The following is an 11,430-nucleotide window of genomic DNA, read 5'->3' on the forward strand; positions in this document are numbered from 1 at the left end:
CGCGCTCGCCTCCGTCACCGTTGCGGTGACGAAGGAGGCCCTTGGCAAAACATGCGAATGGGAAGACGTTCGATGACGAGCGCGCGTATCCTGATCGTCGAGGACGAGGAATCGCTGACCACGCTGCTGCGCTACAACCTCGAAGCCGAGGGCTTCGTGGTGGACGTGGCGATCCGTGGCGACGAGGCCGACCTTCGCCTGCACGAGACCACTCCCGACCTCGTCCTGCTGGACTGGATGGTGCCGGGCCTCTCGGGGATCGAGCTGTGCCGGCGCATCCGGGCCCGCCGTGAGACCGAACGGCTGCCGGTGATCATGCTGACCGCCCGCGGCGAGGAGGCCGACCGGGTGCGCGGCCTCTCGACCGGGGCCGACGATTACGTGGTCAAGCCGTTCTCGGTGCCCGAACTCCTCGCCCGCGTGCGCGCCCTGCTGCGCCGGTCCAAGCCCGCCCATGTCGCCGACACCCTGACCGCGGGCGACATCGAGCTCGACCGGGTGAGCCACCGCATCCGCCGCCAGGGCCGCGAGATCCATCTCGGGCCGACCGAGTTCAAGCTGCTCGAATACCTGATGCAGAGCCCCGGCCGCGTCTTCTCCCGCGAGCAGCTCCTCGACGGCGTATGGGGACACGACGTCTACATCGACGAGCGCACCGTCGACGTCCATGTCGGCCGCCTGCGCAAGGCGATCAACCGTCCGCGCCAGAGCGATCCGATCCGCACCGTGCGCGGCTCCGGCTATTCGTTCGACGAGATGTTCGCGGTGGCCGAATAGAGCGTCATCCCGAAAGGTGATTTCCGGCTTTCGGTGAAAGGACGATGCGGCGCAATGAAGTAGAGCATCGTCCCGGATCCGATATCCAGGACGATGCTCCAACCGCCCCTCAATAGTTCACCGTTGCCCGCAGGCCCACCACGGTCGCGTTGCGGATGCGCCGGCCGTCGGCGTCGGGCAGGCCGCCGCCGGGGCGCATGACGAATTGAAGGTCCGGCTGGAGCGTGAAGCCCGGCACGATCTCGGCCTGATAGGTCGCCTCGATCACCGTCTCGCTGCTCCGGATCGGCCCGGTTCCGGTGCCGAGGGCGAGGGCATCGCGGTCGAAGGCGCGGGCGGCGGGCGCGATGCGCGAATGGATCACGCCGAGGCCGGCGGTGTCGTTGGGGCGGCCCGGGATCAGTCCCTTGTAGGCGATGCCGGCATCCACGTAGAGGTCGATCAGGTTGCGGTCCCCCGGCACCGCCGAAAGGCGGACGAAGGCCGAGGCGCCCTCCCCCGGCGCGCCGGGCTCGTTGTAGAGCGTCTGGTCGAGGATGGCGTAGACGCCGCTGTCGCCGCGGAAGCGCCGGGCGATGCCGCTGGCCTCGGGGTCGGCCAGAAGCCGTCCCTGAACGCTGTCGAGCCGCGGGCTGTCGAAGCGGCCGAAATGATGCCACGCCCCGAGCGTCGCCGTCCCGGGCAAGCCCGTCATGCCGGGAAGCGAGGGATAGGCATAGGCCGCCTCGCCGATCAGCAGGGCCGGATCGTTGACGCGGAAATCCGTGCCGTGGCGGTTGCGCCGCTGCGGATCGGTGCCGTCGTCGGGGTACGGCGTGCCGGCCGGGTCGCCGTTGAAGATCGCCGCTTGGAACGACAGGGCGTCGGTCGGCACGTATTTCACCCGCACGGCCGGCGTCGCGAGCGGGTAGATCGGCCCGCCGCTCGGCATCACCACCGCCCCAACATTCGGCCAGCCGAACCCGGCGTTCAGGAAGACGACGCCCGACTGGGCGATGGCGAACTCGGTGTCGGCCGAGACCTGCCCGATCTTGATCGAGACTTTCCCGTCCCAAAAATTCTGTTCGACCCACAGCTCGAACAGCCGCGTGGAGGGCAAAGCCTCGATGCCGCTCACCGTCGTGAGGTTGTTCACGAAGGACCGGGACATCCCGTGGCCGTGGATCTGGAAGAAGTCGGTGTGGAGCCGCGCCCCCTCCCAGCCCATGAAGCGGTCGAGATCGATGTCGAGGCCGGCATCCAGGCGCCCGCCATAGGTCGCCCCGCGCTTGAGCCCGCCCGACACGTCGGCGAGGCCTTCGCCGATATAGGTGAGCACGTAGGTGATGCCGCGTTGCGCGAGATAGGCGCGCAGGCCTAACGGATCACCGTCGGGTCCGAGCGAGGACTCGATAGAGCCCTTGTTAGTGACCGAGACCTGATCCGAGGTGCGCGACTGCGCCACCGCGGTCTGCGGGTCGCCGCCGGCACCGGTCAGCGGCAGCAGGAAATCCTGGGACGCGGCCGGGCCGGCGGCAAGACAGGCCGCGAGCGCGGCGAGCCGCGCTCGTCGTCGCCCCGCGCTCCCGTGCCAAGCCTCGCGTTTCACTCTCAAGACCTGTCGCCCGGCGGTCGGTTCATCCATCAAGCAGAAGCGGATGACAGGGCCGAGACCATCCAAAACATCAGCCGGCGCGCAACAACAGGAGAATCGAGGTGATCGTCATTACGGCGATCGTCGCGATGATGCCGCCGCCGCGGCAGGCGAACTGGCGCGGGGTGTTGGCGGCGGCGAGCATGCCGATCGGATGCAGGATGCGGGCGATGAGAAGCACGATCAGCAGGCCCTGCACCCACCCATGCGACCCGCCGCCGGCTTCGTAGAGGGCGATCAGCAGGAGGGTGAGCGGCACGAACTCGCCGAAATTGCCGTGCGAGCGGATGCGCCGCTGCAATCCGTCCTGCCCACCGTCTCCGAAGAGGACGTTGCCGGTGAGCCGCCCGCCGATCACCCAGGCGGACAAGCCGGCATAGATCAGCCCGAGGAGGCCGGCATAGAAGGCGGTGGTGGTCGGGAAGATCACAGGCTCATGTCTCCGTCGTGTTCGGGCAACGCACCAATCGGCGCGGGTCCGGCTTGTTCCGGCTGCCGCGCGCATGGATCCGTGCGCATGACCGGGAAAGCATGTCATGCCCTGTGGATCGTCGCGGTGTGGGTCGCGTCCGGATCGCCGCCGGCGCGCGAAAGCTGACATATGTCTATCGCGCGCCGCGGCCATACCGGGCGAAGACGGGGATATCGGGGAGGACGCAGGTTGAGCGGCAAGCTGATCGCGGTCGCCAACATGAAGGGCGGCGTCGGCAAGACGACGACGGTCGTCATGCTGGCCGAGGCGCTCGCCGCCGACGGGGCGCGGGTGCTCGTGGTCGATCTCGATCCGCAGGCCTCGGTCTCGGTCTGCCTCGCTGGCGACGACCTGCTCGCGCAGATGATCTCCCGCGGGCGGACGCTCGAGGCTTATCTCGCCCTCAAGATCATCACCCGTCACAAGCCGGATCTCCGCGCCCGCATCCAGCCGGGCGTCAGCCTGACGACCCACAAGAACCGGCCGCTCGAACTCTCGCTTCTGCCGTCCGGCCCGCATCTGCGCCTGGTGGAGCGCGAGATCCTCTACGAGCTGACCGAGCGGAAGTTCTCGATGAGCGACATCGAGGGCCGGCTGTGGACGCTGTTCCAGGACGAGTTCGCACCGCTGGCGCAGGACTACGACTACGTCTTCTTCGATTGCGCGCCGGGCATCTCGCCGATGACCGAGGTCGCGGTACGCGCCGCCGACCTCGTCCTCGTCACCTCGATCCCCGACTTCCTCTCGACCTATGGCCTCAACGCCTTCGTCGAGACGATCTGGCGGCACAGCGGGCGCAAGGACGGCCATATCCGGCCGCGCAGCGCCCCTTACGTGCTCGTCACCCGCTATCAGGCGCAGGTGCGCCAGCATCAGCAGACGCTGGCCCGTCTGGTCGCCGAGGCCGAGGCGGGCGATGCGGGGTTTCGCCTGCTCGACACCCGCGTTCCCCAGGCGGCGGCGCTCGCCGACGCTCTCGTCCCGGTCGGCGGCGCCCCGCCGACCTTCTCGGCCAAGTACGGCGCGCATGTGCCGAACGTGTTGATCCCGCTCGTCGCGGAAGTGAAGGACATCCTCCATGGCGCTTGATGTCGACGGATACGCGGTGCTGCAGGCGATGGCCGCCGCGCCCGAAGCCTTCCCCGACATCCGCGCCGAGATTCCGAAGGCCGCCCGCACCCTCGTGGTGCGCCAGCTCAAGGCGCGCGGTTTGAAGGCGCATCACTTGCGGATGGTCCGTGACGTGATCGGCACCGAGGCCTTTGCGCTGATCGCCGACGGCATGACCGACGCGGAGGTGAAGGCGGTGGTCGCCCGCCTCGACCCGCATCACCCGACCCTGAAACAGGCCACTCCCGGCTGGCTGCGCCGCCGACTCGCGGCGCTGGCCGTGGGCGAGGCTCCGCTTCGGCGGGGCGAGCTCGCTCCGCCGGAGACCGACGCCCCCGCTCCGACCCGGGCGCTCGGCAGCCGGCCCTTTGCGGCGGTCTGGGACGGCGTGGACCATGATGCGCCGCTCGCGAAAGCCGGCAAGAAGGAGAAGGCGTCGGGCAAGAAGGAACGCAAGGACCTCGAGAAGAAGGGCAAGAAGAAGAAGGATTGAGCGGGCGGAGGAGCGCCGCATCCTCCCAGGCCGTCACGGCGAGTGCTGCCCCGAGGGCATCGGCCTTTGCCGAAGGCCCGTCGCCGCCGCTGGGTCCGATGGTTGCGGGACCGCGAGACACGCGGCCCAAACGAAAACGGGCGCCCCGCGGGGCGCCCGTTTCGTCTCGCCGAAGGCGAAATGCGATCAGTAAGCGCTGAACTTGTAGTTGAAGCCGGCGCGGACCAGGCTGCCCTCGGTGCCGAAGCGAGCGGAATAGCCGTTGGTGCCCGCCGGGTTGAGGACGGCGATGGTGCGGCCGCCGAGATCGTAGCGGATGTACTCGGCCTTGATCGTCACGTCGGACTTGATGCCGAGCAGCTTGCCGAAGGCGAAGGTGTTGAGGAACGAGTCGGCCGGGATCGCGTACTCCACGCCGCCGCCGTAGTTGTAGCCGGTCTCGAACTGCTTGTCGTAGCCGCCGAGGAACTGGAGCGGCAGGCCGTTGGCCGGGGTGCCGAACAGCTGGGCGCCGTAGGCGACCTGACCGAAGGCGAGACCGCCGGTCCCGTAGACGAGGAACCGGTCGAAGGCGTAGCCGATCTTGCCGTTGACGGTGCCGAGGTAGTCGAGGTTCTGGGTGTAGATGCTGGCGTTCGAACCGCCCTGGGCGGGGTTGAAGGCGCCGCCGAAGCCGGTGTTCTTGTGCAGGTCGGTCCAGGTGATGTCGAAGGCCGCGCCGATGACGAAGCCCGAGCCCGGCGTGAACTGCAGGTTATAGCCCATGCCGCCGCCGATCTTCGAGAAGCCGTCGACTTCGCTCTTGAGCGAGGCGGGGCGGAAGTTGGCGTCGACGTTCGCCTGCGTCACCGCCGAGAGGCCGGTGGTGCGGATGTTCGGGTTGTCGGTGAAGGCGTAGCCGGTGTGCAGGCCGGCGTAGAAGCCCGTCCAGGTGAAGACCGGGACCGGCGTGAAGACCGGGGCCGGCGCAACGCGGCGCGGCAAGTCGGCGGCGAGGGCCGCAGTGGAGGCCAGCGCCGCGACGCCGCCGAGGAGAAGAGTTCTGATCACGAGGGACCGCCCGAAATTGCTGAATTCGTGACGCAACGTAGCAGCGGAACGGCCAAGGTACCTATGGCAGCGGAGCAACACGCGGCCGCCGCCTGCGGCTGTGGGCCCTTCGATCACCGTTCCGTGAAACCCTGACGGGAAATCCGCCCGTCCCTGCCCGGAGCGCTGCGCTTGACCTGTGCGGCACAGGGATGCTTCTGACCCGGCAAGCCCCCGTCCGGCCGCCGACTCCTGCCAAACGTCGTGCGTCATCCGGGCCGTTCCCGCCCTCGCGCTCCCGCGATCCGGCGGGTCCAGCGGGTCATGGAGGCTGGATTGAAGCGCTCGCGCCGCACCAAGATCGTCGCAACCCTAGGCCCGGCGTCCGAATCGCCGGAGATGATCGCCAAGCTGTTCCACGCCGGCGCGGATGTCTTCCGCATCAACATGAGCCATCTCGACCGGACCAAGCTCCCGGAGCGCATCGAGGTGATCCGCACCATCGAGCGCGAGGCCAAGCGCCCTATCGGCATCCTGGTCGATCTCCAGGGGCCCAAGCTCCGGCTCGGCACCTTCGTCGATACGGCCGCCGAACTGGAGAACGGCCAGAGCTTCGTGCTCGACTCGGATCCGACGCCCGGCGACGTGAACCGCTGCTACCTGCCCCATCCCGAAATTCTCTCGGCGCTGGAGCCGCAGCACGCCATCCTGATCGACGACGGCAAGCTGCGCCTGATCGTGACCGAGGTGAGCGAGGGCCGCGCCGTGACCCGCGTCGAGGTCGGCGGGCGCATCTCGAACCGCAAGGGCGTGTCGCTGCCCCACACCGTGGTGCCGCTGCCGGCGATGACCGAGAAGGACCGCGCGGATCTCGATGCCGGCCTCGCCGCGGGTGCCGACTGGATCGCCGTCTCCTTCGTGCAGCGCCCGGAGGACGTGGCCGAGGTGAAGAAGGTCGCCGCCGGCCGCGCCCTGGTCATGGCCAAGATCGAGAAGCCGCAGGCGCTGACCCGGCTCGACGAGATCATCGAGATCTCCGACGGCATCATGGTGGCCCGCGGCGATCTCGGCGTGGAGATGCCGCTGGAGCAGGTGCCCGGCGTGCAGAAGCGCATCACCCGCGGCGCCCGCCGGCTCGGCAAGCCCGTCGTCGTCGCGACGCAGATGCTCGAATCGATGATCACCGCGCCGGTGCCGACCCGCGCCGAGGTCTCGGACGTGGCCACCGCCGTCTACGAGGGCGCGGACGCCGTGATGCTCTCGGCCGAGAGCGCCGCGGGCGCCTTCCCGGTGGAGGCGATCACCACGATGAGCCGCATCGCCGAGCAGGTGGAGCGCGACGCGCTCTACTGGTCGATCCTGACCGCGCAGCGCACCAGCCCGGAGCGGACGGCCTCCGACGCCATCGCGGCGGCCGCCCACCAGATCGTCGAAGCCCTGGATCTGCGCGCCATCATGGCCTGGACCCATTCGGGCTCGACGGTGCAGCGCCTCGCCCGGTCGCGGCCGAACGCTAGCGTGATCGCCCTGACGCCGAAGCGCGAGACCGCGCGCCGCCTCACCATGGTGTGGGGCACGCACCCGATCGTCACGAAGGACGCCAGCGACATCGACGACATGGCCTTCCGGGCGGCGAAGTTCGCCGTGCGCGAGCGCTTCGCCGAACTCGGCGACCGGGTCATCGTCGTGGCCGGCGTGCCCTTCGGCATTCCGGGGGCCACCAACATGGTCCGCATCGCCTTCGTGACCCGCGAGCACGCCGAGCAGGCTTGAGGCGCGCGCATCGGCCCGAAAGCCGGGGAACGGCTTTCGGGCCGATGCGGCACAACGAACGAGAGCATCGTGCCGGATCCGATATCCGGCACGATGCTCGAGCGCGGGAGCGAGCCACCGCCCCCGCGCCGTGTTCGGGCCGAGGGCGATCGGGCCGCCTCAGATCTCCGGTGCCGCGACGAGTCCGGCGCCCAGGGCGATCCACACCAGATGCGCGTCGGTGCGGGCGCCGAGCTTGGTGCGGATCAGGGAGAGGTTGTTCTGCACCGTCTTCGGACTGAGGCAGAGGGCATCGGCCACCGCGCCCGCCGTCATCCCGCGGGCCGTCAGCCCCAGGATCTCGACCTCCCGCGCGGTCAGATCGTCCAGGGCGGTGCGCCCCGACGACACCTCGTCCTGTGCGATGGCCCGCGCCACGTCGGAGCACATCGCCCGCTCGCCGCGCAGCACCGCCGCGACCGCGTCGAGCAACGCCCGTGGCGGGCTCGCCTTTCCGACATAGCCGCAGGCGCCCGCGGCAAAGGCTTGTCGCGCGATTGCGGCGCCGGTTCGCATGCTGAAAACCAGGATGCGGGCGGCCGAATCCCACTGGCGGATATGCCGGATCGCCTCGATACCGCTCGGGCCCGGCAGGGACAGATCGAGGAGGACGAGGTCCGGGGCATGCGTCTTGTAGAGGCGGTAGGCCTCCGCCGCGCTCTCGGCCTCGGCCACCACGCTCAGTCCCGGCTGCCGCTCCAAGAGGCGGCGATAGCCCTCGCGCACCACCGGATGGTCGTCGACGAGGAGAAGGGTCGTCATGTCCGGCCTCACGCGGGCATCGGAACGGTGGCACGGGCGCGTAGGCCGTTCCCCGTGCCGGTCAACGACAGGCTCCCGCCGAGCGCGGCGAGCCGGGCGCGGATGCCGGTGAGCCCGCGCCCCGGCGCCGTCAGCGCGCGGGCGGCATCGCCCCCGCCGTCGTCGTCCACGGTCAGCACCGTCGCCCCGGTCGCGGTTTCGAGGCGCACGAAGACCCGGCTCGGGCGGCCGTGGCGCAGCGCGTTGGTCAGCAATTCCTGCGCGATCCGGTAGAGGCTCGCCGACGCCTCCGGCGACCCCTCGAACCGACCGTCCGGCGCGTCGAGATGGAGGACGGGCCCGCCCCGGACATGGTCCTGCCACTGCGCGACGAGGTCGTGCAACGCCGCGAACAGTCCGGTCTCGGCGAGGTCCGGCAATTCCAGGCGGGCCAGGGCGCCGCGCAGGCTCTCGCGCATGGTCGCGACCACGGCCTCGATCCCGCGGGCATCCTCGCGCAGGTCGTCGCGATCCGCGGGCGCCGCCGCCTCGATGGCCGCCGCGCGGGCGCCGGCCGCTGCGAGGCACTGGCCGAAGGCGTCGTGCAGGTCGCGGGCCAGCCCCTGCCGCTCCTCCTCCTGCACCGCGACGAGGCGCCTGAGGAGGTCGCCGCGCTCGGCTTCCGCCGCGCCGAGCCGATCCGCGAGGCGGTTGCAGGCCTGGGCGATCCGGTCGAACTCGGCGACGGCGAAGCGCGGCAGGGAAGTCGGCGCGCCCGCGTCGAGGCGCTCCAGCCCCCGCACGATTCGGGCCGCCGGCGCGACGAGGCGCAACGTGGCGATCCAGCCGAGCCCGGCGGCGGCGGCCGTCAGAACCAGGGCCACGCATCCGCTGAGCCGGACCTCCCGCCACAGGCGCGCGGCGGCCGCTTCCCGGTCGGGCCAGGCGGCGACCTGGCCGATGGTGCGGCCGCGATAGAGGATCGTCCGCTCCATGGCGGATTCGGCGCCCGGAGCGACCAGGACGCGCAGCCAGCCGGGCGCCGCGCCGAGCCCGTCCCAATCGCCGCAGAAGCGGCGGGGCGTCTCGGCGCCGAGGCGGATCTCGGCGCAGATGCCGGGCAGCAGCGTGAGGATCGCGGGCGCCGCGGACGCCGGTTCGCCCGCGAGCCTCTGAGGGGGGCCCGCGCTGCCGAGTCCCGGCTGGCGCCCGAACTGCGCGGCGATCCGCTCGGCCGAGATGGCGGCCTCGCTCCGCAATCCGCCCTGCGCCTCCCGGACGGTCCAGGCGACGGCGCCCGCGAGGCAGAGGACGGCGACGAGGACGAGACGCAGGCCGAGATGCGCGGCGAGGGTCATGGCGAGCAAGGGCACTTCCGTGGAGAGGCGGACCCGGATTGGGCACCCGGACGACCGCGCGACGCAAGCCGATGCGGCGAGGATCGGGAAGAATGCCCGGCTCAGGCGGGAACCGCGCCCTGGCCCGGCCGGGCCGTCCCGTCAGGATGGCCCGTCCCTCCAACGAGGTCTCCGATGCCCGTTCCGTTCACCCGCCGCAGCTTGCTTGCCGCCTCCGCGCTCCTGCCGCTGAGCCTGACCCGCCTCGCCGCCGCCCCCGATCCCGGTCCCTGGCGGGTTGGAGGGTTCACGGTGATCCGGCTGGAGGACGGGCTGTTTCCCCTCGAGCCCCCTATGATCCCCGGCGCCGAGAGCGCCGCCGGACGGGCCTTGCTCGACGGTGCCGGGCTCTCCCCCGACGGCCCTTCTCCCGAGCCGGTCAACGCGTTCCTGATCCGCCGCGGCGAGCGGCATTGGCTGTTGGACGCCGGCTGCGGCACGGTGTTCGGGCCGGATTTCGACCGGGTGAGCGCGGCGCTCGCGGCGCAGGGCGTGCGTCCGGATCAGGTCGAGACGGTCTGGTTGAGCCATCTCCACGCCGATCATGCGGGCGGCCTGCTCACGCCGCAGCGGCAGGCGCGCTTCGCCCAGGCCGAACTCGTGGTCCAGGAGCGGGAGGCCGCCTTCTGGTCGGATGCGGGCGCGCGGGCGAATGCCGCCACGGCTCTCGCCCCGATGTTCGACACGGCGCAGGCCGTGCTCGCCGCCTATGCCGGGCGGGTGCGTCGCATCGCGGGCGAGGCGGAACTCACGGACGGCATCCGGGCCGTGCCGCTCCCCGGTCACACGCCGGGGCATATGGGCGTGCTGATCGTCGACGGCGCGGAGCGGCTACTGATCTGGGGCGACGTGATCCACTCGCGGCTACTGCAGATGCCCCATCCCGACTGGACGGTGATCTGGGACGCCGACCCGGCTCAGGCGATGGCGACGCGCCGCCGGCTTCTCGACCGCGCCGCGAGCGAAGGTTGGCCGGTGGCCGGCATGCACATGGCCGTCGCCGGCCGGATCGAGCGGGACGGAGCGGGCTACCGGTTGACGTGACGAGTGGGATTCAGCGCCGACACTCCGCCTCGCCCTTGCCCTTGTCCTTCTCTTTGTCCTTGGGCAGGTCGAGCTGGGTCAGGTTCCCCGAGATGGCGAAATCGCCGTAATCGAGGTTGAGGCGACCGCTGACCCCGTTCTCGTAGAGGTCGAAGGTCAGCGTGTAGATCGGGGTACGCTCGCCCTCCCCGGCCGTGAAGTAGCTTAGCGTCACCGGCCAGCGGCGCATGGAGGCGAAGTCGCCCTCGCGCAGCGGCTTGTCGCGCTCGGCCTCGGCGGCGGGGGCCGCGCTCGCCCGGCCGATGACGGCTAGCGTATCGTAGACCTTGCGGCCGTCGTCGGAGCCGTCGAACACCTTGGCGGAAACGGTCGTTTCCCCGGCCTTCGCCGCCTTGAGCAGGCGGATCATGTGGCGGACCGGAAAGAACACCTCGCCGGCGGACTGGAACTCGGCGCGCTTGGGCTCCTTCAGCTTCACCGTCAAAGCCTGGGCCGTGGCCTCCGCGGTGCCGTCGACTGGGGGCGACGGCGCGTTGTTCATGAGCGTCGCGGTGCGGAATCGGAAGTTGGCGCCGTCCCCGCTCTCGAAGGTGGTGTTGCGCAGGTCGGACGTGCGGTTTCCGGATTCCGAGGAGTCGAGCAGCGTGACCTGCCGGGTCTGCATGGTGAAGCCGCGGCAGGCATCGCCCGAGAAATCGATGACGATACGCCCACGCACGCCTTCCACCGCCCGCGTGCCCTCGGATTTGGCGAGCGACAGGTCGTAGACCGCCCGGTGATTGGTGAGGTGGATCGGTGCCTCGTCCGGAACGGGGGCGGCGGGCCCGGCCGCCGCGGCGCCCGTCACCGCAGACGTCACGGCACCCGTCGCCAGGAGCGGCGCGGCGAGGATGAGAAAGGCCGGTGCGAGGCGCAGACGCAT

At 70.5% G+C, this 11,430-nt stretch carries 11 protein-coding genes; 5 read left to right on the plus strand and 6 right to left on the minus strand.

Annotated elements, in window-relative coordinates; genetic code table 11:
* Positions 1-72 precede the first annotated feature (72 nt).
* Positions 73-777: a phosphate regulon transcriptional regulator PhoB gene (gene phoB, locus BM140_RS17740; protein WP_091949395.1), complete on the plus strand. Its 705-nt coding sequence runs from the start codon at positions 73-75 to the stop codon at positions 775-777.
* Positions 778-886: 109 nt separating this feature from the next.
* Here phoB and BM140_RS17745 read toward each other — a convergent pair whose 3' ends face one another.
* Positions 887-2,401: a carbohydrate porin gene (locus BM140_RS17745; protein WP_091949398.1), complete on the minus strand. Its 1,515-nt coding sequence runs from the start codon at positions 2,399-2,401 to the stop codon at positions 887-889.
* Positions 2,402-2,441: 40 nt separating this feature from the next.
* A complete protein-coding gene (locus BM140_RS17750; protein WP_091949401.1) occupies positions 2,442-2,840 on the minus strand; it encodes an MAPEG family protein in 399 nt (132 codons plus the stop codon).
* 231 nt (positions 2,841-3,071) lie between these two features.
* Here BM140_RS17750 and BM140_RS17755 point away from each other — a divergent pair, with 231 nt between their 5' ends.
* Both BM140_RS17755 and BM140_RS17760 read left to right on the plus strand, forming a co-directional pair.
* On the plus strand, positions 3,072-3,971 hold the full coding sequence (locus tag BM140_RS17755) for a ParA family protein (RefSeq protein ID WP_091949404.1): 900 nt from the start codon (positions 3,072-3,074) through the stop codon (positions 3,969-3,971).
* Positions 3,961-4,485, plus strand: coding sequence for a hypothetical protein (locus tag BM140_RS17760; protein WP_091949407.1), 525 nt, complete (start codon positions 3,961-3,963; stop codon positions 4,483-4,485). Before BM140_RS17755 ends, BM140_RS17760 begins: the two co-directional genes overlap by 11 nt.
* A gap of 186 nt (positions 4,486-4,671) precedes the next feature.
* On the opposite strand, the gene BM140_RS17765 is transcribed toward BM140_RS17760, so the two are convergent.
* On the minus strand, positions 4,672-5,535 hold the full coding sequence (locus BM140_RS17765) for an outer membrane protein (RefSeq protein WP_091949512.1): 864 nt from the start codon (positions 5,533-5,535) through the stop codon (positions 4,672-4,674).
* Positions 5,536-5,850: 315 nt separating this feature from the next.
* On the opposite strand from BM140_RS17765, the gene pyk reads away from it, so the two are divergent.
* Positions 5,851-7,287, plus strand: a complete 1,437-nt coding sequence (gene pyk / locus BM140_RS17770) for a pyruvate kinase (RefSeq protein ID WP_091949410.1) — start codon at positions 5,851-5,853, stop codon at positions 7,285-7,287.
* Positions 7,288-7,446: 159 nt separating this feature from the next.
* Here pyk and BM140_RS17775 read toward each other — a convergent pair whose 3' ends face one another.
* Together BM140_RS17775 and BM140_RS17780 are read right to left on the minus strand one after the other, a co-directional pair.
* On the minus strand, positions 7,447-8,088 hold the full coding sequence (locus BM140_RS17775; RefSeq protein WP_091949413.1) for a response regulator: 642 nt from the start codon (positions 8,086-8,088) through the stop codon (positions 7,447-7,449).
* A gap of 8 nt (positions 8,089-8,096) precedes the next feature.
* Complete coding sequence (locus BM140_RS17780; RefSeq protein WP_091949515.1) at positions 8,097-9,425, minus strand: sensor histidine kinase; 1,329 nt, start codon at positions 9,423-9,425, stop codon at positions 8,097-8,099.
* A 174-nt stretch (positions 9,426-9,599) separates the two neighbouring features.
* On the opposite strand from BM140_RS17780, the gene BM140_RS17785 reads away from it, so the two are divergent.
* Complete coding sequence (locus BM140_RS17785; RefSeq protein WP_091949416.1) at positions 9,600-10,508, plus strand: MBL fold metallo-hydrolase; 909 nt, start codon at positions 9,600-9,602, stop codon at positions 10,506-10,508.
* A gap of 10 nt (positions 10,509-10,518) precedes the next feature.
* On the opposite strand, the gene BM140_RS17790 is transcribed toward BM140_RS17785, so the two are convergent.
* Positions 10,519-11,430: a cell envelope integrity EipB family protein gene (locus BM140_RS17790; RefSeq protein ID WP_091949420.1), complete on the minus strand. Its 912-nt coding sequence runs from the start codon at positions 11,428-11,430 to the stop codon at positions 10,519-10,521.

The sequence above is a fragment of the Methylorubrum salsuginis genome, from assembly GCF_900114375.1.
GTDB classification, from domain to species: Bacteria; Pseudomonadota; Alphaproteobacteria; order Rhizobiales; family Beijerinckiaceae; genus Methylobacterium; species Methylobacterium salsuginis.